This is a genomic window from Chryseobacterium sp. GW821-FHT04C04, from assembly GCF_059420365.1.
In genome coordinates this window covers 994,137-1,018,372 of record NZ_JBWKTO010000001.1, presented here as the reverse complement: position 1 = coordinate 1,018,372, position 24,236 = coordinate 994,137, and the positions used below count along the sequence as shown (strand labels likewise).

Sequence of the window (24,236 nt, the reverse complement as noted above, 5' to 3'; positions counted from 1 at the left end):
TAAACAAAAATCCGTCCAAATGTCATTTTTTTTTGAATATTTCTTAAAAATTAACGATTTTTTTTTAATTATTAAAATTTTTAATACGCTTTTGCAAATAACACACGTCTCTTAGATGGCTTTCCAGAGATCAGTGAAACTCCTTCTTCTACATCATTATCTAAAGGAATACATCTGATCGTTGCCTTAGTTTCATCCTTGATTTGTTCCTCTTCTTCAGCAGTACCATCCCAGTGAGCATAGATGAAACCACCTTTCTCTTCCAGAACTTTTTTGAACTCTTCATAAGTATCCACTTTCGTGATATTATTGTTTCTGAACTCAAAAGCTTTATTGTAAATGTCCTGTTGGATAGTTTTTAATAATTCTTCGATGTAAGTATCAAGCCCTTCAATAGAACGAACTTCTTTTGTAAGATTATCTCTTCTTGCGATTTCTACAGATTTGTTTTCCAAATCTCTTGGTCCCATTGCGATTCTTACAGGAACTCCTTTCAATTCGTATTCTGCAAATTTCCAACCCGGTTTGTTCTGAGTGTCATTATCAAATTTCACAGAAATCCCTTTTGCCTTCAGCTTAGCCTGGATATCCAAAGCAACCTCACTGATTTGCTCTAACTGCTCTTCTCCTTTAAAGATTGGAACAATTACTACCTGAATCGGTGCTAAAGTAGGAGGTAATACCAATCCGAAATCATCAGAGTGTGTCATGATTAAAGCCCCCATCAGACGGGTTGATGTTCCCCATGATGTAGCCCAGGCATGTTCAATTTTTCCTTCTTTGTTGGTGAATTTTACATCAAAAGCTTTTGCGAAATTCTGACCTAAGAAGTGAGATGTCCCTGCTTGTAATGCTTTTCCATCCTGCATCAATGCCTCGATACAATACGTTTCATCTGCTCCTGCAAATCTTTCAGAAGGTGTTTTTAATCCTTGAACTACTGGTATTGCCATAAAGTTTTCTGCAAAATCAGCATACACTTTATTCATTTTTTCTGCTTCCTCCACTGCTTCGTCTTTGGTAGCGTGAGCAGTGTGTCCTTCCTGCCATAAGAATTCTGTTGTTCTTAAGAAAAGACGTGTTCTCATTTCCCAACGAACCACATTCGCCCATTGGTTAATCAATATTGGTAAATCTCTGTAAGATTGAATCCAGTTTTTGTATGTATTCCAGATAATAGCTTCTGAAGTAGGACGAACGATAAGTTCTTCTTCCAGTTTTGCATCCGGATCCACAATCAGTTTGGATGGATTGTTCGGATCGGTTTTTAATCTGTAGTGAGTAACAACAGCACATTCTTTTGCAAAACCTTCTGCATTTTTTTCCTCTGCCTCAAACAAGCTCTTGGGCACAAAAAGCGGGAAGTATGCGTTAACGTGACCTGTTTCCTTGAATTTTTTATCCATTTCATCACGCATTTTTTCCCAGATTGCATAGCCATACGGTTTGATTACCATACATCCACGCACGACTGAGCTTTCAGCTAAATCAGCTTTTACAACCAGCTCATTATACCATTTGCTGTAATCTTCGCTTCTTGAGGTTAATTTTGCCATTATTTTTTAAAATTTTTTTAACTTTTGTACATTATTGTTATCTAAAAATAAAAATCTATTTTTGATAGATTTTTCTACCAGTGCTTTGGTACATTTTTGGTACAGATTGCAAATATAATTTAAATTAAAAATTTTTACGTTATCATGAAAAGAAATATACATAAAAATTTGCTTGGTCTGCTAAGATCCAAAGGGATTTTGGCCATATCGGGCGGATTATTACTTGTGTCTTGTGGTGCTCAGATGGGAGGGTATAGCGAGACAGACGGGGTGTATTACGACCCCAATAAGGATACGCTACCTGAAGGAGTTATCATTAATGATAGCGGAAACAGGGTAGGAGAATACTATGACTACTATCAGGATTCTAATGTGATTCAAAATGCACAAACGAATTCCAGAGAACAGCAAAACAGATATAATGACTGGAGTGGTACCAATCCGAATTGGAACACCAATGCTACAGATTCCGATTGGGGACTTTATTCAGGTTCTCAAACGAACTACTATGATAACTCATGGGGATGGGGATCTCCTTGGGGAATGTATGGTGGCTATAGCCCATATTGGGGTATGAATCGTGGCTGGGGCTGGGGAGGAAGCATGTCCTGGGGTTGGGGCGGATCATTCGGATGGGGCTGGGGAGGCTCTTACGGATGGGGAAGTCCATACTGGGGATATGGTTATGGAGGATACTATGATCCATTCTGGGGCGGCTACGGAAACCCTTACTGGGGATACGGAGGAGGTTACTGGGGTGGTGGCTACTACAACAGACCTGTTTACAGAAGAAGTGGTGTAAGCGGAGGAGGATTCCAGAATACTGGAGTAGCGAACGCTGTATACAGAACGAATACAAATAATTCAGGTTTCAGAAATAGTAATGGAAACGGCGGATTCAGAAACACCAATAATGGTGGTTTCAGAGATTCGAACTCAAGTGGTGGTTTCAGAAACAGCAATGGCGGATTCAGAAACGGGAATTCCGGAGGTTTCAGAAATAGTAATGGGAACGGTGGATTCCGTAATTCTGCACCACAAACAAGACCTAATTACAATTATCAGCAACCACAGCCAAGATATAACAACAATAATAATGGAGGCTTCAGATCTAATGATTCAGGAGGTTTCAGATCTAGCGGTGGTTCCAGTGGAGGCGGCTTCAGAGGCGGTTCTTCAGGCGGCGGAGGCGGAATGAGATCCGGCGGCGGAGGCAGAGGTGGCTTCAGATAATTTTCAAACTAATAAACTATTAAAAAATAATGTTAAAAAAATCTTTAGTATTAATGAGTATTTCTGCTGCATTTTATGCGCAGGCTCAGGATGTTTCTGTAATAAGAAATACTGTGGATGTTTACTCAAGTACTCCTATGGTGGGATCGGCTAAGTTTAATGCAATGGCTGGATCTAATGGTGCGCTAGGTGGTGATGCAAATTCTTTGCTTACCAACCCGGCAGGTTTAGGGGTAGCTATTTCAGGAGAGGTTTCAGGAACTTTATCTATTTTAGGAAATAAAAACAGCAGCTCTTGGGCAGGATCTACTATAGACTATAGCAAAACGAAAGGTGATCTTGGAAATGCAGGGGGAATAATTGCTTTCCCACTGATGACAGAAACTGGATGGAAGTTTATTAATATTGGTATTAATTTTTCCAATCAACAACTTGATAATGTAATTCAGTCACCGGGAAATAATAATATCGTGTACGCTTTTGATAAAGCGGATATAACGAAAGATGCGGCATTGGCAGGGCATATGTATGAAAGATACGGTAATTTGTCAAAAATGAGTTTTGGGGTAGGAGCGAATTATAATCATAATTTATATCTGGGAGCAGGTTTCAATTTTTTCAATGCTTCAATTGATCAATATGACAGCTTGTTTTACAGAAATCTTACTAATAATTCTACAGAAGGATTCAGTAAGCAGGATACTCCTTATTCAGAAAGATCTTCAGGTTTTTCTGCTTCATTAGGGGTAATCGGAAAGCTAAGTCCTAATTTCAGAGTAGGAGCGTCTCTTGAAACGCCTACATTCTGGACGATAGACAGAAACTACTATTTCTATAATGACCCTACTTATGGAGACGATATGGGTGCTGAAAACAGAAAGTTTACTTCACCGCTTAAAGCAACCGTGAGTGCTGCATTTGTAGCAAGTAAAAACTTCTCATTGAACGTAGATTATACCCTTGGGCTTACAAAACCTGACTATAAAGTATATGGTGGTGCAGAAAGAGAGTTGAATGACTTCTTTAAGGATAACTACAAAAATCTTTCAGAAGTAAGAGTAGGAGCTGAGTACAGAGTACAGCAGTTTAGATTGAGAGGAGGTTATTCTTACCAGTCTAGTCCTTTTGATGCACTTACGATCAGCAGATTTAATGATGCAGGAAGTGTAGGAGATCAGTCTTACAGCAACCTGATATTAAGTGATAGAAATACGCTTTCATTCGGTATCGGATATGATTTCAAATCTTTCTATGTAGATGCATCTTATCAGAATATCTCTTCTAAATATGCCAATCCTTTTATGAGAGGATATATGGGTGATAATTTTGATTCATCTTACTATTCTGCCAATAAAATCTTCGAAAGTGATTCATATGCAGTAAGTGATGTAAAAAGTAACAGAAACAATTTCTTCCTTACTGTAGGATGGAAATTCTAAATTTAAAAATTTTAAAAATATACAAGAGGCTGCCCGAAAATTTGGGCAGCCTCTTTTTTTGCTGATTTTGTCTCGTCCTAAATGCCATAGAAGTATATGAATATATAATTCTTGGAAGGTGTTGATTATTCAATATCAATTCTTTAATCCGGATTTTGCAGCAGATTCGGCTGGATCTGAATCTGCTGCTCAGGAATATATTCGATCACTCTGTTATGGGTGTAAGGTACTGTGTAAAAGGCATTATTTCCGCTTAAATGGGTTCCGGGATATTGTCTGTCGAGATCCAGTTTATTTCTGAAGATATCGTATCTTCTATGTCCTTCAAAAGCCATTTCCAACCTTCTTTCCTGTAGAACAGCGTCCAGAGTAGTCTGTCCTGTAGGGACTGAATTATATACAGGTATTCCGGCTCTTGTTCTGATGGTATTTACGTCTGCGAGTGCTGAAGCAGTGTTCCCTTTTTTCGCATAGGCTTCGGCTCTGTTCAGATATATTTCTGTCAGTCTCATAATGACCGGAGACCACAATTGTGGAACCCCTTCCTGTAATGAACATTTTAAAACATAAAACTTAGGATATCCATTTCTTTTATCCATATCATTATCCAGGTAAACAGACGTTTTTCCACCGGTTGCATTAACAAAATAATAGTTTGTTTTATTGGATGTGACTTCAGATTGTACCTGATAATTGATATTATTTATGGTAAAATAAGTATTTCCATTCTGCTGGAAGGTCTTTTGGAATTGATAACTGTAGGTTGCGGCACCGGATGAGCTGGTTCCTTTTTGTACCCAATATGCTACAGGAACTGCCGGACTGCTGTATTTGGGAGAAATAAACTTCAGCCTTGCATCCTGAGGGTTCTGATTGATAAGATCCAGGTAAGAGGAAGAAGCGTACATTTCACCCCATCCCACATTCTGTATGGTGGCATACATAGAGCCTATAGTATACCAGCCATCACTATAATCTCCATCTTTATTATATTTAAATGCGAAAATAGTTTCTGTATTGGTCTCGGGAGTTTTGGTGGCATAAGCAGGCAATTCTGTTTTAGATAGAAGTGTATATTTCCCGGAATTGATGACTTTATCTGCATATTCTATCGCTTTATCATTGTTTTCCATGTATAAATAGACTCTGGAGAGTAAAGCCTGCGCTGTTTCTTTGGATGCATATATATTATCTTTATTCAGGGTCATCAGTTTTTCTGCTTTCAGAAGATCGTCTACCACTTGATTGTATATTGCTCCCACAGTGGCTCTGGCAGGCAAATCGTTGACATCGTCAGATAGTTTTAAGGGTACTCCAGAATTGCCCGTCCCTTGATTATATGGTCTTCCAAATACATTGACCATAGAAAAGTAAACATAAGCTCTCAAGAAATAATTTTCGCCTATGAGCTGATCTGTTTCTGTGTCTTTTCCTTCGGTAACCTTTGATATGACTCTGTTACATCCAATAATAGCCTTGTATCCGGAGTTCCAGATGGTATTGGTGCGGGCATTGTTTTTAATACTTTTGTAATTATAATAATAAAAGAATGGATCGGTGGTAGTTCCGCTGATATCAATATTATCACCACCATATTCACTGATCCTGTATAGGTTGTTGTAAAAGCCACCGCCATCAGCATCCCCTTTAAGCAATGCATAATTTCCCAGTGTTATGGTCTTCAGCCCTGTTGCATCCGCCAGAATAACTTCAGACTCCTTTGAATCATATGGTGAACGGTCTATGTTGCATGCCGTTAATGATACTATGAGAATGGGAATAAGTATTTTTTTCATAATTGTTTTTTTAAAAAGAAAAGTTTAAGCCTAAAGAAAATCTTCTCGGAATAGGGTAAATAGCTCCTGCATTGCCAGAATAGGCGGTTTGGTTATCTGCATTACCAACTTCCGGATCTACTCCGGAGAATTGGGTGATGGTAAATAAATTTTCACCCATAATATAAATATTCGCTGATTTTATTTTCATCTTTTCTGTTAGAGCTGCCGGTAAATTATATCCTATTCTAAGGGATCTTAACTTGACAAAGCTGGCATCCTCAAGATAACGTGATGAAGGCTTATTTGTTAATGAATTATTGTTGTATACAGCCGCCGGGTGGGTTGCGATATCTCCCGGCTTTTCCCATCTTGTCCATCCATTTTTTAAAACCATCTGGTTGTAATAAGGATAGGCACCGTCTGAATCAAATAATTCTCTGTATGAGTTATACACTTGTCCACCCTGTGAAAAATAAAGATTCGCGGCAAGATAGAAATTTTTGATATTCAGATTAGTACTTACAGAACCGTAATAATCTGGTGTAGCAGCTCCTACCACCTGTACGGAAGCCAGATTATATTTTGAGGTAGCACTTCTGCTTCCATCCGGATTAATTATCTCCCATTGTCCTTCACCATTGTCCGGATTTACACCCAGCCACTTTCTCATATAGAAAGAGGTAACATCATATCCCTGTATGGCTACATGATAATTATCTAATACCTGTGTACTGTTGTTTCGGGTAGAAAGGACATTGTTTTTATAGGTGCTGATATTGAACCCCAGATCCCAGCTGATATCTTTTGAGCGGATAATGGAATAATTTACATTGAACTCCCAGCCTTGGTTTTTGACGTCACCTATATTCAGGTACTGTCTGTCAACACCTGTCAGTGATGGCAGAGGGACAAGCACCAGTAAGTCTTTCGTTTTATTATTAAAATAATCAATATTTAAAGTCAGCCTGTTGTTAAATGCTCTGATATCCGTACCAATATTATTTTGATAAATAGATTCCCAGGTTAGTCCAGGGTTTCCGAGCTGGTACCATGTTGCTCCTATCTGTCCGTTATATTTCTCTGTAAGTGTATATAGGTCCTGCCATCCGTAATCAGGACTGGGTGTATTTCCCACAAGTCCTCTGCTTGCTCGTAACTTCCATTCGTTAACAGGTTTTATGTTGAAAAAATTTTCTTTATGAATATTCCATCCCACACTATACGCATAAAATAAGCCATTTCTCTTGCTGGCACCGAATGCAGAAGATGATTCGCTTCTTAAGGATCCTTGGATAAAGTATTTTTTATCATATACATATTCGGTATTAAAGAGAAAAGCATTATAAGCGCGGTCAATCTTTCTCCCTCTTGGCTTTTGTCCTGTGGTGGCACCGGTATTAAAAACATCTGTACCGGGTACTACACCATAAACACCTGCACGTGATTCCTTATAGAATCTGTCAGTATATTCATACGCAGCTAATGCATTGATGTTATGACTTCCAAAATCTTTATCAAACCTCAGCATCTGGTTGAAAAATTTGCTAATATCTTTTTGGTAGTTTTCGGTTAGCTCCCCTTTATTACTTGTTCCGCTGACCGATCTGGGATCGGTATAGTACATATCATCATAGTTTTTATAGGTAACGTTGTTTGTAGTGATGAATTTGAGATAATCGGTAAACTTGATTTCAGCATCTATATTTCCTATGAGATCCAGCTGATTGCTTTTACCATAGTTCCATTGAAGGTCATAAAGGTAACTACTTTTATCCCTTCCATACCAATTTGTGTAATCCTCATCAACCCGGATCAGATTTCCATTGGCATCTCTGGGGTTATCCCATGGCATATTAAGGTACATTTGATAAAGTGAAGCCTGAGTATCTTTTCCCCTGTTATATGATAAGCTGATTTTGGGCTTCAGTATTAACCATGGTTTTATAGTCTGCTCATGATTGATTCTGAAAGAGAGCCTGTTATATTCATCTCCTTTAATTGTTCCGGTTTCATTATAATAATTTCCTGAAATATAGGTTTTGGAATGGTCTGACCCGCCTCTAAAATCAATAGTATAGTTTTGTACAGTTCCTGTTTGTGTACCGTCTTTCAGCCAGTTGTAGCCATCGCTTCTAAGTGTTCCAGGGATTTCCGGGGTTCCTTTTAATGACGTGAAATAATCATACAGCTGCGTTCCGTTCATAAGTTTGAAGCGCCCGTTGTTAAAAACATTAAAAGAATTATTGAGGGAAACACTTAATGTTCCTTTTCCGGAATTTCCTGATTTGGTAAATACCTGTACTATACCATTGGCAGCTTTGGAGCCATACAAGGCTGTAGAAGCCGCATCTTTTAAGATATTGATACTTTCAATCTGATTGGGGTCCAGGTTGGGAGTATAGGGCATTACTACACCATCCACCACCCAAAGGGCAGAACTGGGACCATTGATCGTGGAAGTGCCCCTGATTTTTACAGTGGCTACAGAGCCTGCAGAACCTCCACCGGGCAAGATCTGAACTCCGGCAGCTTTTCCCTGCAGAAGACCGGATACGCTGGGGGTGTTGGAATCCTGGAGTTTTTTGTCGGAAATAACAGAAACAGCAGCTGTAAGACTGGATTTTTTCTGTGCCTTGTAACCGATAATTACAATGTCATCAATCTTTTTTTCTTCTAAAGAATCTGTTTTTTTTGTATTCTGGGCCGCTATAAAACCGGTCACTAAAAAAAAACAGACTGATGTTGTTAAATTTTTATGTTTTTTCATACATTTTAGGTGCTATTAATGTAGCCAATGTACAAAAAACAATGTATTGTTATTATATATATGTTAAAAAATGTTAAAAAATATATTTTATTTTGTTTTATTATGTAAATATTTAATTTTTATTTATTTTTTAATGTAAAATATTTTAAAAAAAACAAATTTTAACTTATTTGTCTAAATTGTTATGAGTAAAGATTAACGAGAATGATCATGGAAAACATGTATCATTAAAATAAAAAAAGCTCCGAATTTCGGAGCTTTTTTTATTTTTAATGAGAATGAGCAGCGGGATGTTGATGGAAAACATGCATCATCAATGCCAGTGAAACTCCTAAAACAACCAGGCCAATCTTCGTCCAGTCGATATTGTGATTCTTATTGCTTTCAAAAATGATCACGGAAGAGATATGAAGGAAAATTCCCCCTACAATAGCCAGAAAATAAGGCTGAAGATCGGGATTGAAATAATTTCCCAACAGCATTCCCATTGGAGAAGCCAAAGCAAATAAGGCTACAATGAGAATGGAAGGATATGATGAAGAACTCTTTGATTCTCCTTTTCTATTGAATAAAAATGCCCCCAGAATAAATGAAATAGGAAGATTGTGAAATACAATTCCCCAAAGATAAGGAGACATCTCATGTGTTTCATTGGCAAGAGGAATCCCTTCAATAAAAGCATGAATAAATAATCCTACCATTAAGGCAGCAGGAAGAATATTGTGCTCACTATGGTGGTGAAAGTGTCCGTGTTCAAAGCCTTTGGTAAGGGCTTCCAGAATCATTTGCAAAAGAACTCCTCCAATCACAAATATCCCAAGACTGTTGCTTCCTGCAGAGGTATAAACCTGCGGGAAAACTTCATTGAGACAGATGGTAATCAAAAACCCTGCACTTAATATCAATAGGTTTTTGGCTAGTTTTTCTTTTTTACCAAAGTGTTTTCCCAGAAATACTCCTGTTACTACACTTAAAATCAGTAAAAGTACTGTTGTCATTATTTTTTCTTAAATAAATTGATGCATCGTGGAGAATTTTCTTTCTTAAATTCATTCAGCTGATAATCTCCCCAGATTTTTATTCTTTCAAAACCACATTCGGAAGCATAGGCATGAATGGCTTCTAATGGGTGAAGTTTTACTTTTTCAAAGAAATGAAGCGGTTTACCATCTGCTTCAAACTGGATATCTTTGATGATATGTCTCCCTTCAATCTTTTTCAGGATCTTAAAATCAATATCACCACGGGTAATAACCGTTTCAGGAACTAACATATTTCTTACATACTCCTCGTTCAGGTAATCCAGTACAAAATATCCTCCAGGCTTTAACACGTTGTAAACGGATTGAAATACTTTTCTGTCATCATTTTCATTGTCGAAATACCCAAAACTTGTAAATAAGTTGAATACAGCATCCATAGGATCCGCATCAATGGGATTTCTCATATCATGAACATCAAAAATCAACGTTTGATTTTCATACTGTTTATCAGATTCAATACTTTGTCTTGAAAGATCCAGTCCTAAAACATCATATCCCAATTTATTGAGGAAAACAGAGTGTCTTCCCTTTCCGCAGGCAAGATCTATGATTTTCGACTGAGGCGGAAGCTGAAGGTCCGCAGTAAGCTTTGTGATGAAGTTTTCAGCTTCTGTATAGTCTCTGTTGCTATAAAGCAAATGATAATAAGGGGTATCAAACCAAGATTCAAACCATTCCATAATGCAAAAATAACTAAATTTGTGCGGTTAAAAGCAAAGTATTTTACAACATTAAGAGATTGAGAAATTCAATTGGACAATAAGTTACATAGCTAATCTTTTGATTTTAAAAACTTTAAAACTTTTAATTTATACATATGGATACAGAAAATATAAAAATACAGATAAAGACATTTTTCGGATTGGAGCCTATTCTTGCCGAAGAAATCAAAAAACTGGGTGGAAAAAACGTTGAAATTAAAAACAGAGCAGTAAATTGTGAGGGGGATCTTGGTTTTCTTTATAAAATCAATTATTCTGCGAGAACAGCATTGAAAATCTTAGTGCCAATTCACGAGTTTAAGGCTTTTAATCAACATCAGTTCTATGATAGATTGTTCAAATTTGAATGGGAGAACTTTATGGATGTTAACCAGTCTTTCTCTATTGATGCAACGGTGAACTCTGAAACATTCAAACATTCTCAGTTTGTCACTTTAAAAATGAAGGATGCCATCGTGGATTATTTCCAGGACAAATTCAAAAGACGTCCGAATGTGGAGACCAGAGAACCGGATATCAAATTTCACCTTCATATCGACAGAGAATTGGTGATGATCTCAATGGACTCTTCCGGAGACGCTCTGTTCAAAAGAGGGTACAGAAAAGAGCAGGGAGAAGCACCTATTAATGAAGTGCTGGCAAGCGGAATGCTTCAGCTGGCAGGTTGGGATGGAAAAGGAAATTTCCTTGACCCAATGTGTGGTTCCGGTACATTGTTGATTGAAGCAGCAATGATCGCTATGGACCTTCCGGCTCAGATTTTCAGAAAGAGATTCGGATTCCAGAACTGGAAAAATTATGATGCAGATTTGTTTTCAAAAATTAAAGAATTCAGAATCAACAGAGTAAGACAGTTTGATGGAAAAATCGTAGGATATGATATCGATTCAAGAATGCTGAATGCCGCAAGAATAAATGTTGAAGCAGCAGAAATGGAAGATGTTATCGAGATTAAAAAACAGGATTTCTTTGATTCGAAAAAAGAACTTTTCCCTTTATTAATGGTATTCAATCCACCATACGATGAGAGAATTTCCATCAATGATGATGATTTCTACAAAAAAATAGGTGATACCTTCAAAACCCATTATCCGAATACATTAGCATGGCTGATCTCTTCTGATCTGGAAGCAGTGAAGAAAATCGGATTACGTCCTTCAAGAAAGATCAAACTTTTCAACGGAAAGCTGGAAACAAGATTTTTACAGTACGAAATGTATGAAGGAACGAAGAAGGTCCATAAACTTGAAGATAATAAATAGTAAGAAAAAGTGTTAGGAGATTTTTTTGAAGTGCTAGATACTCTTTTTAGTATATCCGGGCTGTTAAATTCTGGCTCTGGTTCATCATCACGCTCAAATTCTGACAGAAAGAGCCTGAATTATGATGAAAAGCCTCAAAAGAAGGAATCAAAAAAATCAAAATATTTCACAGAGAAAGTAAGTGCAATAGGTTTAGTATTGGCTGCATTTTCTTTTTTTATTGTTTTCAAAGATCCTTTACCGGAACAAAACTATACACAAACTTTAGTGGTAGCTTCTTTAATAGGAGTCAGCATTTCGTTTTTAATGTTTTTTGTCCTGCATGTACTGGAGCTTTATTATTTTAAAACGCTGTTCAAACTGCTTTTGTTCAGCTGTTCAGTGGTCGCATTTTTTATTTCTGCGGTAATGTATATCTATTTTAAATCAGGTTTGTTTATATAGCAGACTTTAGTTTTATATCAAAATAAAAATAGGCTGTATTCATTGTGATACAGCCTATGTTATTTTATCGTGCCAAGGAAGGGGCAAAACCATACTGTTTTTTAAAGGCATGTGAAAAATGCGAGAGATCTTCAAATCCCACTTCCAGAAAAACATCGGATGGCTTTTTATTCTTTTCGGATAAATGATAATAAGCAAGTTCAAGACGCTTTTGAGTGAGCCAACGCTGTGGAGTCGTTAGGAAAATCCTTCTGAAATCCCGGTTGAAAGTAGATAAGCTCCTTCCGGTAAGATATCCAAACCGTTCCAAAGGCATATTGAACATATAATTCTTTTCCATGAAATTAATCAGATCTACTTTTCCCGGTTCATCAAAATCTGCCAGTATAGCATCTATATTCTGATCAATTTCTCTTATAATACTGATGGCCTCAGTAATCTTTAACTGAGCAATATTTTCAGGAAAAGGTCCTTCAACTTCAAAATAAGGTATAAGAGATGCCAGACAGCTGTTCAGAAGTGGATGACTGCTAAAGCTGTGAACACAGGATTCCCGCGGAGCCACTTTCTGTTTAAGATCAATAGAAGCATAAAATTGTTTCAGACGTTCGGTCGTAAGATGCATGACCACTGCTTTATGAGGAAGTCCGTCTTTCGGATAATTGATGATCGTGGCAAGATGATTCCTCGGGATGAGGAAAATATCCCCAGCTTTAAAAATATAGGTTTTATCTGCCTGAATAATTTTCGTTTCTCCGGATATAAACCAAACCAGCATATGGTATTCAAAAACCGTTTCCGTTTTGAACAGTTTATCGTCATAACTGGAAAGCTTGATATCCGGTGTGAGGTATTGTATCTGGAAATCCATTGTCAAAAGTTTTTCATTACAAATGTATTTAAAAAACACCTATTTCGTATCAAAACGGAATCCCAGCATCTCTTCGCTTAGTTTCCACAACCGTTCTGCATTTTTTTTATCGATAGAATAGGGCTGTACCCCACGGATGGTAGCCGGTTCATCAAATCGATGCTCAATTTGACCTTTGTCTATCTCCGCAATATTACAGTTTTCACAATAAACACCGCCAATTTCATTAAGCTGAGGACTTACAGAGCACCATACTGTAGTGGCAGCCCCTTGCTGAAGTGTTTTTAATCGTGCTTCAACCTCCGGTTTTATCGTTCCATTTTCATCATGGGTTCCAAGCTGTTTAAAAAGTTCAATAGGTTCTTCTCTGCCGAGATCAGTACCATACACAGAACCCGGATGAAGAGAATACGCTCTGATATTGTGTTCTTTTCCTCTTTCATCCAATTCTACAGCAAATAAATTACAGGCTGTTTTTGATTGTCCATAGCCTGCGAGAGTGTCATAGTCTCTTTTCTCAAAATTGGGATCTTCAAAATTAAAAGGGGACATCTGATGTCCATAAGACGAAACATTAATGACTCTCGCTGCCTGTGATTTTTTCAGAGCCGGCCATAGTTTTGATGTAAGGTGAAACTGCCCAAGATAATTGGTTGCCAGCTGAGATTCAAACCCTCGGCTGTCCCTGCGAAGGGGAACCCACATAATACCTGCATTATTAATAAGAAGATCCAGACTTCTTCCTGACGAGACAAATTTTTCTGCAAAGGCATCAATGGAAGCAGGATCCATAAGATCCATTTTTTCCAGTTCAAAATTTTCAATTCCTGAAAGATTTTTTCCTGCTTTCTCAATATCTCTTGCGGGAATAATGACATGTGCTCCGGCTGAAGTAAGCGCTTTTGTGGTTTCAAGCCCGATTCCTGCATAACCGCCGGTAATGATGATTGTTTTTCCGGTAAGATCAATTCCTTTAATCACTTCCTGAGCGGTTGAATAGGCATTAAAGCCCGATTGAATAGGTTGCTGCAATGTGCTGATAATTGGTTCCATTTTTTTTGTTTTTAAATTTCTATAGCAAAATTAAGAGGGATTCCTTGTATTCATTTTGTTTAAAATGTCAAATATGTTGGCTCAGAATTTCACCTTTATATTCTATTCATGGAGAGGAATAAAATCCTATTTGCATTAATTTCTCCGAATAAGCTGTTAAACTGTTTGTAGGTTGTCCTGCGAATAAGTAATTTTGAAAAATTTTCAATTTGAAGCCTACTATTTCCATTGTCGTTGCCATTTACAACCGAAAAGATGAACTTTTTGAGTTGCTGACTTCTCTTACCCAACAGACAGATAGGGAGTTCGAGATGATTATCGTAGATGATGGTTCTCTGATCGATCTGAAGCCTACCATCAAGAATTTTGAAGGAACCCTGGATATTAAGTATTTCAGAAAAGATAATTCAGGCCCTGGATTAACAAGGAATTACGGAGCGGCAAGAGCAGCAAATGAATGGCTGGTATTTGTAGACAGTGATGTCATTGTTGAAGCAGATTATATTGAACATATCAAAAAAGATATTCAGACCATTCCTTGTGATGCGTTTGGGGGAGCAGATAAAGCACATAAAGGTTTTAATCTGATGCAGAAAGCTATTTCTTATTCTATGACTTCTGTTTTTACAACCGGAGGGATCAGGGGAAGTAAGAAAGCAGTTTCCAAATTCCAACCCAGAAGTTTCAATATGGGAGTGAAAAAGGCTGTTTTTGAAAAGGTTGGCGGATTTTCAGAAATGAGGATAGGGGAAGATCCGGATCTGTCTATGACTCTTTGGGAAAATGGTTTTACTACCGCTTTTTTTGATGATATTGCGGTATACCATAAACGCAGGGTAGATTTCGGTAAATTCTCCAAACAGGTTTATCAGTTTGGTTGTGCAAGACCTATTCTTAATCAGAGACATCCTAATTATGTGAAAATCTCTTTTGCTTTTCCAACTTTGTTTATGTTAGGTTATATAATGGGCTTTCTGGAGTATTTTATTATGGGAAGAGGGATAATCCTTGCTTTTTATGGATTGTACACCTTTTTGGTGTTATTTCATGCCTTATTGCTGACGAAAAATATAAGTATTGCCGGTATGGCAGTTATTTCCACTTATATTCAAATGTTTTCTTACGGGTATGGGTTCTTAAAATCCTGGATCCTGCTGAATGTTTTCAGAATGAAACCGGAAGATGCTTTTCCGCATCACTATCATAAGAAATAATTTTAAGTTTTGGCTAAAGCCAATTGAAGGAATTCTTTTTAATAAACGGGCTTTAGCCCATTCCTATTGATTTATGAAATAAAAAAAGGGCTGTTTCAAACGAAACAGCCTTTTTACAATAAATTTAGATGATAGAAATGTTTTCATGGTGGTTAAGAACTCCTACTTTCAGCATACATTCTTTCATTTTATGATAAGTTCTTTTAATATCGTGGTCAAGGCCGATGGAGAATCTGATCAATCCGTCGGAAATACCTATGGAAGCGCGTTCCTCCTCTGGAATTTCAGATGAGGTAGATTTTCCTGAGCATGAGAATAAGGTTTTGTAGAACCCTAAGCTTACGGCAAGATAACCCAGGTTTTCTGTCTGCATCATTTCCATCAGTTCATTGGCTTTTTCTGTGGTTCCGGCATCCAGCGTCAATAGTCCTCCGTATCCGTACTCTTCATGAAGCATGCTTTTCATTAATTCATGATTTTTATGAGAGGGTAATCCCGGATAAGATACTTTTAAGCCGTCTTTTTCAAATCTTTCGGCAAGATACATCGCGTTGTGGCTATGTTGTTTTATTCTGATATGTAATGTTCTCAGGTTTTTTAAGATACTTGAAGATCTTAAGCTGTCCATCGTTGGTCCAAGAAGCATACAAGCTCCGGAATTTACATTTTTGGTATCATCGATGAAGGCTTGTGTTGCACAATATACACCTCCTACAGTATCACTGCTTCCGTTGATGAATTTCGTCAGACTGTGAATCACAACATCTGCCCCAAATAACGTTGGAGAGATAGAAAGAGGGGAGAAAGTATTGTCTACAATCAGTTTCAGATTGTGTTTTTTACAGATTTCGGAAAGTTTTCTAAGGTCTGCCACTTCAAGAAGCGGATTGCTCACACTTTCGCAATAAATAACTTTAGTATTGGGAGTTATTGCTTTCTCTATAGATTCAAAATTGTTGATATCAACAAAAGTGGTTGCTACATTAAACTGAGGAAGGAAATTTTTGAGAAAAGCATAAGTTCCTCCGTAGATGGTTCTGCTTGAAATAATATGGTCTCCACTTTTGCACACCTGCATCAACACAGAAGTAATAGCTCCCATTCCGGATGCTGTAACGTTGGCTGATTCCGTGTTTTCCATCTTGGCAAGAGCCTGTGCCAGATAAAGATTCATCGGGGATGAGTGTCTGGAATACAGGTAGCATCCTTCAGCATTTCCTTCGAAAGTATCAAACATGGTCTTTGCGGAAAGAAACGTATAGGTGGAGCTGTCAGAGATAGAAGGATTCACTCCTCCGAATTCACCAAAATACTGAAGATCCTGGATCTCATTGGCTGCGTTAAAGTTTTCCATAAATATTGTTTTTATTTTATTGTCCCAATTTGCATTAATTTCTTAATAATTACAACATAAATTTGAATTTATAGAATATAAAACTGTAAAATATTGTTTATTTAGAAAAAATATTTAGTATCTTCGGGATTGTTAAACTTTTACCAAAAAAATATCTATGGAACTTGACGAAACAGATAAGAAACTATTACTTTTTTTACAGGAAGACTGTAAACAAACCACCAAAGAACTGTCCGGCAAACTTGGATTGTCTGTTACAGCAATCTACGAGCGTGTAAAAAAGCTTGAAAATGCCGGAATTATTTCAAAATATGTAGCCTTGCTGGACAAGAGTAAAGTTAAGAAAAATTTTATCGTTCTGTGTCACGTAAAATTAAGCCAGCATAAAAAAGAATTTGTACTCCAGTTTGAAAAAGAGGTAATGGACCTTCAGGAAGTTACAGAATGCTTTCATGTAAGCGGAGATTATGATTATATTCTTAAAATAGGAGTGAAAGATATTGAAGACTATCGCAGCTTTATGCTGACGAAACTTACGACGCTTCAACACATCGCAAGTACGCACAGTTCATTTATGATTTCCGAGGTGAAAAATACAACGGCGATCGTATTGTAGACTATTGAAAAGTTTCCAATCCAGTCGGTTGATTGGAGTTAATATTTATTGGTCACCTTTGGTGATTTTATCGATGAAATAATGTAGTCTTTTAATATCTGCTCTTCCTTTATTGCTTTCATGTAAGAAACATGTTGTTACAATCACCATTTTCAGATCAGGAATGACACAGATCAGCTGACCTCCGTAGCCCGTTGCTACAAACGCCTGATGCCCGTTGGTTTTTCTTCGCCACCAATAATAGCCATATCCGTTTGCATTGGGCATTACATCCCATGAATCCAGCTTTACCTGTTCAGAAGTTGATTCCTGAATCCATTTCTGAGATACAATCTGTTTTCCGCTAAGTTTCCCGTTGTTAAGGATCATCGTTCCAAATTTCAGCATGTCCTCTGGTTTCATAAAAAGTTCTGAGCCTGCAAAGTTTCTATCCATAGAATCCGTATCCCATCTTGTAATATTCATTTTTAAAGGCCTAAACAGATTTTCATTGGCAAATTGTTTCAGGCTGGTTTTTACTATTTTTGATAAGGCTGCCCCGAAAAGATGGCTTTCACCACTGTTATAGTTGAATACAGTTCCGGGATATTCTTCAAAAGGTAAATCCAGGACAAATCTTACCGGATCACCGGAGAAAGACATGGCTGTCGAAATTTTTGAATTTTCAACCCAGTCGAAACCTCCCTGCATGGTCAACAGATTTTTTAGTGTTAACGTATTTCTGATAGAATCATGAAGAACTTTCCCTTCGATATTGGAAATATTTTTGAATCTGCTTCTTGAAATATTGTATTCCGGAAGGATTTTTAAAACCGGAGTATTGAGATTGGGAAGTATGTTTTTATCTTTTGCAATTCCTGCCAGAACAGAAACAATACTTTTGGTAACAGATTTTACACTGAAGGTAGTTTCTTTATTGGCTCCGTGAAAATAGTGCTCATACAAAAGCCTGCCGTTTTGGGTAACAATGAAAGAACCCAAGGATGGAATACTGTCATTGATTTCCTTGGTGAATTTGTCTTCAAATTCTTTTGGTAGTTCCTTATTGAAAGCTGCCTGTGATTTTACTTTAGGGCAGAATACGGTAAGACATAGCATTGTCAAAACCTGCAGTACTTGCTTGGATCTCATTGTTTAAAAAAGGAGGGATAAATGATTAGTTGATAAAAATAGACATTACATCGAATCAGAATTGAGTGATTTAACATATACTTTCAATGCCTCTAAATTATGAAAAACAATGAAATTTTAAAATATATTTTATCGAATATTTTTAATTTTTTCCAGGAATTCAGACATTCAGTTTTATGGTGTCTTTTTGATCTTTCATCGTATTGAAAAACTATACCAAAACTCCGTTTTTAGAAACAATAGGATCCGGAAGGTCTGTTTCTCCGCTCATCTGAAGCAGATCAATTTCAATAGTTCTGCAGATAGAAAGCATAGGGACATCAAACATCAATCCCGCAAAGGGGTTTTCAGAATAATCTCCTACCAGTTCCATGATGATATAGATCCATCCGATAATGATACAGAAAGGAATAGAAGTCCATATTCCCCAGTCACCCAGTTTAGCAAACTCATTTACTAATCCTAATGGGAGAAGCATAATAAACAGGATATTAAAAACAAAAGCCGTACTGGCAAATTGTCTTGGCGAAGGAAATTTTTTGATTCTTTCTGCCTGTCCCTGAAAATTATAGAATTCATTCAGGGCGTTCTGAAGCTGGGTCTGGTTGAACTCTGTAATGGCTCCCATGTTTTTAAGCTCATTGATGTCTTTTGCCTGTTGGGCAGTCAGGTAGGTAGCAAAGTTTTTATAATCATTTTTAAGATCATATTCTTCTTCCGAAAGATATTTGTGAAGGAAAATAGGAGCTCTTCCGTAATCGGGAAACCCTGCTTTGATCAACCTGTTTCTTCTCAGGTTGATATTCCCGAATTTATTATTTTCCGTACTGATATGCTCCCATTCTGTAGGAACAAGAAGCTGTTCACGGAAAGTATATAGCCATGCAATATGACGGTAAACAATTCTTCTTTTACGGTCTTCAAGATCAAACACACCAATTTCTTCATTTTTGGTATCGAAAGCGTACACCATGGAAGCAAACGAACGGCTTGAGTTCACAATTCCACCCCATATTTTTCTGGCCTCCCAAAGTCTGTCATAGGCCTGGTTGTTTTTAAAACCTACAAGGAATGCTTCTGCTGTACCAATCAGGGCAACAGGAACCCAGGGAATCGTCATCCAGTGCCAGTTGAAGAAATAAAAGAAAACAGCAATCAATGTACACCAGATAGAGATTAAGATAAGATGTACACCGGCTAGATTGAGAACCTGTTTATAATTGACGTATTTGGTTGTGATCATAAAGATGGGTGTGTTTTTGCGTGTATAGACAAAATAAATACCAAACTGTGATTGATTTTATTTTGTAATGCCTTTCAGATAATGGATCGTTGGGTTTTCTTGGTTTATAATGGTCTAAAATTGAGATTGATAATCTTAATAAAAGTAATGAAAAAATTGCATAAAAAAACCTCTAAAAATTTTTAGAGGTTTTCATTTTATATAAAATTAATATTTCAGCATTTCTTCGATCTTATTGCTGAGTTTTTCAGCATTTGGAAGCATTTCTTTTTCCAGTATCAGATTGATAGGTACAGCGGGTACATCCAGTGATCCCATTGTTTCTACAGGGGCATCCAGATATTTGAAGCAGTTTTTAGAAATACGGTGTGCAAAAGCTTCTGCAAAAGAGTTGTTAAGCTGTTCTTCTGTAAGAACGATACATTTTCCATGAGCTTTTACTCTTTCGAAAACAAGTTCTTCATCAAGAGGAATCAATGTTCTTAAGTCGATCACTTCAACTCTTCCGTTGAAATTCTTGGCCGCTTCTTTAGCCCAGTAAACACCCATTCCGTAAGTAATCACTAATAAGGTTCTTCCTTTTTCAGTTTCATCCTTATCAGCTTCGATGATTATTTTACCTTTTCCAAATGGAAGAACATAGTCTTCAGCCGGTTCTATCGTTTTAGCATCTTCAGTTCCCGGAACTTTGCTCCAGTATAATCCTTTGTGCTCCAGCATCACTACCGGGTTTGGATCGTAATACGCTGCTTTTAATAAACCTTTGAAATCTGCTGCATTACTTGGATAGGCTATTTTGATTCCCTTGATATTGGCCAAAATACTTTCAACACTTCCACTGTGGTAAGGACCGCCGCCACCGTATGCTCCGATTGGAACACGGATGATATTGCTTACAGGAAATTTTCCGCCACTTAAATAACTTGATTTTGAAATCTCCGTAATTAATTGGTTGATTCCCGGGTAAATATAATCTGCGAACTGAACTTCAACGATTGGTTTCAATCCTACAGCACTCATCCCGGCTGTTGATCCAATGATATATGCCTCCTGAATAGCGGTATTGAATACTCTTTTGCTGCCGAATTTTTTTCCCAACGTTACCGTTTCACGGAAAACCCCGCCAATTCTTTCTCCTACATCTTGTCCGTAAAGGAGGGCTTCAGGGTGCTTCCACATCAATTCCTGTATCGCGTGGATAGCAGCATCTACCATTACAATTTTTTCTCCGTTGGCAGGCTCACGCGTTCCTGTTTCTTCTGTAATAGGAGTAGGAGCGAAAACGTGCTGCATTACAGTTTCAGGCTTCGGATCTTCAGCGTTTTTAGCTTTTTCAAAAGCTTCTTCGGCTTCAAGACGTGCTTTTTTCGTGATTTGCTTTAATAGATCCTCGTCAATACCTGTTTCCAGTAAATGTTTTCTAAGGATTTCTCCCGGATCTTTAGCTCTATGTTTTGATAAATCTTCTTCATCTCTATAGAATTCTCTTCTTACACCGGAAGTATGATGTCCGATCAGTACGGTTTTTGCACAGACAACCAAAGGTTTTCTTTCTGTTCTTACAAAATCCACGGCTTTTTTCATGGCCTCAAAACTTTCAACGAAATCAGTTCCATCTACTCTCATTCTGCTCAACCCAGTGAATCCAGCTACAAAATCATAAGCGTCACAAGTTCTTGCTTCATCTTTTGTTACGGAAATTCCCCACTCATTATCCTGTACAAGAAAAATAATAGGAAGCTGATGCAAAGCAGCAAACTGCAAAGCTTCACTTACTTCACCTTCAGTAACAGAATTGTCTCCAAGGCTGCAAACAACTACAGGGTCGTTTTCAAAATTCTGAAGATTGAAATCCTGGATATATTTGATCCCTTGTGCGACTCCTGTAGTAGGAATAGTCTGCATTCCGGTTGCAGAACTTTGGTGAACAATTTTTGGTTTGTTTTCGTCTCTGCTGGAAGGGTGGGAGTAGTATGATCTTCCTCCTGAAAAAGGATCATCAGCTTTAGCTAATAATTGAAGCATTAATTGATAAGGTTCGAAACCTATTCCTAAAAGGATGCTTTCATCTCTATAATAAGGAGAAACCCAGTCTTCTTTCTTGAGCTGATAAGCTGTTGCAAGCTGGATGGCTTCGTGCCCCCTTGAAGTACTGTGAACATATTTACATACATTTCTGTTTTCTTCGTAAATATCAGCCATTGCTTTGGCCAGCATCATATGATTATACGCCTTGAGTAGTATATCTTGAGAAACTTTTTCGTGAAGTGCATTTTCCATAGGAAGCAAATATACATAAAAAAACAAAATACTAACAACTGTTAGTATTTTGTGTAAAATCTTTGTTTATATAGGTTATTCCTTGATCACTTTTTTGGAAATAACATCTTTGTCTGTTTTTACTTCAATGATGTAAATTCCTTTTGTGTAAGCAGATAAATCTATTGGTTCCTTATCATTATTGATGGTGCCGCTTTGTAGTTTTTTACCTGTAAGGTCATAAACACTGAAAGCAGACTTTTTAGGAGCTTTTAAAATGTTTGTAAAATCCTTTGTAATGGTAGGGGAAATCGCAAGATTATTAAGAGGGTTAGTAATATCTTTAGTACCCAATGCCTCAGTAAATCCTGTTACGATGATAGAGTAGTTTTGAGGAGCATTACCTCCTGAATTATTTTTCAATATCCCTTTATTGGTGATCTCTATTTTGTAGACAGCTCCTGGTGTTGGATTATCTATAACTACCTGTTCCACATTGTCTACTGTATTATCACCTTTTGTAGCAGGTGTCATTGGGCTATTTGCATTCAGTTTCCATGGAAGGTATACTGTGTTGTTGGCTGTATTAGTAATCCTTACATCTAAATCATTGATTAGCCTGGAGACTCTATTGTTGTATAGATTATTCACATCATCAGTGATGTTTGTGAATTCAGGATCACTCCAGGATATTGTTACCTTTAAAGGTTCAGACCCGGACGCCTTAACTGTTTTTACATTAGCCACCCCGCTATTTAATACTTCATCGTTAAAAATAATACTGTTGTTGGATTTTCCTACAAGCAGCTCAGCTCCTTTTTTTGCGTTGATATATCCCCAGCCAAACCATGGATCTGGTCCTACATTTCCGGCTTCAAGAGCTGAATGTACCATTAATGTTTTTGAAGCCGCTGCATTTAATTCTGCATTATTAAATAAGGATTTATAGATCTGCATCCAAAGCCCAATAATTCCAGCAACCTGAGGTGCTGACATTGAAGTACCACTGCTGATTTGCCAGCTTGTACTCCCTGTTGTATTTTCTTCAGTAGATGCCATCCAGACATCGGTGCCTGGAGCAGAAATGTCTGGTTTAATACCTCCGTCATCCCTTGGTCCTGCACTACTATAGCTTGACTTTACGACATCTGTTGCTGCGGTATATCTTTGGTTATTTGTTGTAATAGGGTCTGTTGCACCAACTACAATAATGTTTTTAGCTAATGAGCCGTAACCTATACAATCATAACCTTGTGCACAGTTAGCTGGTGGTGCTGTACCTGCTGCATAGGTAGAGTATCCTGATCCATCATAATAATATGCCGTTGTTGTACTACCAGACTGTCCAGGTCCGAATCCAAAAGAATTTCCGGCAGATTTTACAATAGTATAACTAGGGTTGTTGTACACAATAGCATCATAGGATTGATCAAGTGTATAATAGGTTCCCATTAAATCATAATTATTTCCAGAAACATAATTCCCTCCCCAATACCATCCGTTAGCAGGATATCCATTATCTGTAGTTTGATAATCCCAGGCTGCATTTACACCATAAGAGTGATTTGAAATTTTAGGTTGGGCTAATAAGATTTTATCAAACACTGTGCTTGTGCCTGAATTACCAGGTAGTGTTGTTGTTCCAAAATTATAAGCGTCCATTGTTGAATTCAAAGCGACTCCTATTGCATTTCCTGTAGTTGTTACTCCGTTAGTTGTAGATGATGCTGGAGATGATTTAGCTCCAATAATACTTGCGACACCTGTTGCGTGTTTATTATAAGGATGGGTTGCTTCTTCTTTGTTAGAAATTCTACCTGCTGTGTTATTGAAAGCAGTATGGGCTTCATAAATTCTTCCCCCGTCAAAAATTGCATATACAATACCTTCACCTTTAAAAGCCCCGGCCAGGCCATTTACTCCTCCGGCAGTTGTTAAAGCGTCTACATTGTTATTTAAAATTTGACCTTGATCTTCTGCCTGATAAAAGTTTGGAACATTTCCACTAAATCCTGCCAGATTTTCTCTCATTTTCTGAATTTGTCTTTGTGTTTCAGGACTTTTTTTACTACCAAACCTTCTGGAAACATAAGAGTCAAATTTTTCATTGTTCTCTTTGTTCTGCCTTTCAAATTTTCTCTTTAGAGCATCGTTGTTTTGAGCATTTATTAGCGTAATAGCTAAAGTGCTGATTAGAAGTAATCTTTTTTTCATTGTATGTAAATTATTAAAAATTAATGGGTTAAAAATA

General features: G+C 37.3%; 17 protein-coding genes. 5 read left to right on the top strand and 12 right to left on the bottom strand.

Annotation, left to right across the window (positions count from 1 at the left end):
- Positions 1-80 precede the first annotated feature (80 nt).
- Positions 81-1,556, bottom strand: a complete 1,476-nt coding sequence (gene proS / locus AC07UM_RS04555) for a proline--tRNA ligase (RefSeq protein ID WP_494684607.1) — start codon at positions 1,554-1,556, stop codon at positions 81-83.
- Positions 1,557-1,700: 144 nt separating this feature from the next.
- On the opposite strand from proS, the gene AC07UM_RS04550 reads away from it, so the two are divergent.
- Together AC07UM_RS04550 and AC07UM_RS04545 are read left to right on the top strand one after the other, a co-directional pair.
- Positions 1,701-2,789 (top strand): prolyl-tRNA synthetase, encoded by a 1,089-nt coding sequence (locus AC07UM_RS04550; protein ID WP_494684606.1) that lies wholly within the window; start codon positions 1,701-1,703, stop codon positions 2,787-2,789.
- 53 nt (positions 2,790-2,842) lie between these two features.
- Positions 2,843-4,228 carry an OmpP1/FadL family transporter gene (locus AC07UM_RS04545; protein WP_494684605.1) on the top strand — a complete coding sequence of 462 codons (1,386 nt, stop codon included), beginning with the start codon at positions 2,843-2,845 and terminating at the stop codon, positions 4,226-4,228.
- 143 nt (positions 4,229-4,371) lie between these two features.
- On the opposite strand, the gene AC07UM_RS04540 is transcribed toward AC07UM_RS04545, so the two are convergent.
- The 4 genes from AC07UM_RS04540 to AC07UM_RS04525 all read right to left on the bottom strand — a co-directional run bounded on the left by AC07UM_RS04540 (position 4,372) and on the right by AC07UM_RS04525 (position 10,496).
- Positions 4,372-6,024, bottom strand: a complete 1,653-nt coding sequence (locus AC07UM_RS04540) for a RagB/SusD family nutrient uptake outer membrane protein (RefSeq protein ID WP_494684604.1) — start codon at positions 6,022-6,024, stop codon at positions 4,372-4,374.
- Positions 6,025-6,034: 10 nt separating this feature from the next.
- Complete coding sequence (locus tag AC07UM_RS04535) at positions 6,035-8,773, bottom strand: SusC/RagA family TonB-linked outer membrane protein (protein WP_494684603.1); 2,739 nt, start codon at positions 8,771-8,773, stop codon at positions 6,035-6,037.
- Between the two features lie 269 nt (positions 8,774-9,042).
- Positions 9,043-9,771, bottom strand: coding sequence for a ZIP family metal transporter (locus AC07UM_RS04530; RefSeq protein WP_124530366.1), 729 nt, complete (start codon positions 9,769-9,771; stop codon positions 9,043-9,045).
- On the bottom strand, positions 9,771-10,496 hold the full coding sequence (locus AC07UM_RS04525) for a class I SAM-dependent DNA methyltransferase (protein ID WP_494684602.1): 726 nt from the start codon (positions 10,494-10,496) through the stop codon (positions 9,771-9,773). Before AC07UM_RS04525 ends, AC07UM_RS04530 begins: the two co-directional genes overlap by 1 nt.
- A 137-nt stretch (positions 10,497-10,633) precedes the next feature.
- Between AC07UM_RS04525 and AC07UM_RS04520 the strand changes: the two genes are divergently transcribed.
- A complete protein-coding gene (locus tag AC07UM_RS04520) occupies positions 10,634-11,800 on the top strand; it encodes a THUMP domain-containing class I SAM-dependent RNA methyltransferase (RefSeq protein WP_103232067.1) in 1,167 nt (388 codons plus the stop codon).
- 508 nt (positions 11,801-12,308) lie between these two features.
- Here AC07UM_RS04520 and AC07UM_RS04515 read toward each other — a convergent pair.
- Both AC07UM_RS04515 and AC07UM_RS04510 read right to left on the bottom strand, forming a co-directional pair.
- On the bottom strand, positions 12,309-13,115 hold the full coding sequence (locus tag AC07UM_RS04515) for a helix-turn-helix domain-containing protein (RefSeq protein WP_494684601.1): 807 nt from the start codon (positions 13,113-13,115) through the stop codon (positions 12,309-12,311).
- A gap of 39 nt (positions 13,116-13,154) precedes the next feature.
- Positions 13,155-14,168: an SDR family NAD(P)-dependent oxidoreductase gene (locus AC07UM_RS04510; protein ID WP_494684600.1), complete on the bottom strand. Its 1,014-nt coding sequence runs from the start codon at positions 14,166-14,168 to the stop codon at positions 13,155-13,157.
- Between the two features lie 209 nt (positions 14,169-14,377).
- Between AC07UM_RS04510 and AC07UM_RS04505 the strand changes: the two genes are divergently transcribed.
- Complete coding sequence (locus AC07UM_RS04505; RefSeq protein WP_494684599.1) at positions 14,378-15,382, top strand: glycosyltransferase family 2 protein; 1,005 nt, start codon at positions 14,378-14,380, stop codon at positions 15,380-15,382.
- A 124-nt stretch (positions 15,383-15,506) separates the two neighbouring features.
- Here AC07UM_RS04505 and AC07UM_RS04500 read toward each other — a convergent pair whose 3' ends face one another.
- Positions 15,507-16,736, bottom strand: a complete 1,230-nt coding sequence (locus AC07UM_RS04500; RefSeq protein ID WP_494684598.1) for an aminotransferase class I/II-fold pyridoxal phosphate-dependent enzyme — start codon at positions 16,734-16,736, stop codon at positions 15,507-15,509.
- A 157-nt stretch (positions 16,737-16,893) separates the two neighbouring features.
- Here AC07UM_RS04500 and AC07UM_RS04495 point away from each other — a divergent pair, with 157 nt between their 5' ends.
- Positions 16,894-17,352: an Lrp/AsnC family transcriptional regulator gene (locus tag AC07UM_RS04495; protein ID WP_494684597.1), complete on the top strand. Its 459-nt coding sequence runs from the start codon at positions 16,894-16,896 to the stop codon at positions 17,350-17,352.
- 45 nt (positions 17,353-17,397) lie between these two features.
- On the opposite strand, the gene AC07UM_RS04490 is transcribed toward AC07UM_RS04495, so the two are convergent.
- The 4 genes from AC07UM_RS04490 to AC07UM_RS04475 form a co-directional block, all read right to left on the bottom strand.
- Positions 17,398-18,483, bottom strand: a complete 1,086-nt coding sequence (locus tag AC07UM_RS04490) for a serine hydrolase domain-containing protein (protein WP_494684596.1) — start codon at positions 18,481-18,483, stop codon at positions 17,398-17,400.
- 211 nt (positions 18,484-18,694) lie between these two features.
- Complete coding sequence (locus tag AC07UM_RS04485) at positions 18,695-19,726, bottom strand: bestrophin family protein (RefSeq protein ID WP_494684595.1); 1,032 nt, start codon at positions 19,724-19,726, stop codon at positions 18,695-18,697.
- A 207-nt stretch (positions 19,727-19,933) separates the two neighbouring features.
- The gene (locus tag AC07UM_RS04480; RefSeq protein ID WP_494685218.1) at positions 19,934-22,006 is read right to left on the bottom strand and encodes an alpha-ketoacid dehydrogenase subunit alpha/beta; all 2,073 of its coding nucleotides are present in this window, start codon (positions 22,004-22,006) and stop codon (positions 19,934-19,936) included.
- Between the two features lie 75 nt (positions 22,007-22,081).
- The gene (locus AC07UM_RS04475) at positions 22,082-24,199 is read right to left on the bottom strand and encodes a S8 family peptidase (protein ID WP_494682295.1); all 2,118 of its coding nucleotides are present in this window, start codon (positions 24,197-24,199) and stop codon (positions 22,082-22,084) included.
- Positions 24,200-24,236 lie beyond the last annotated feature (37 nt).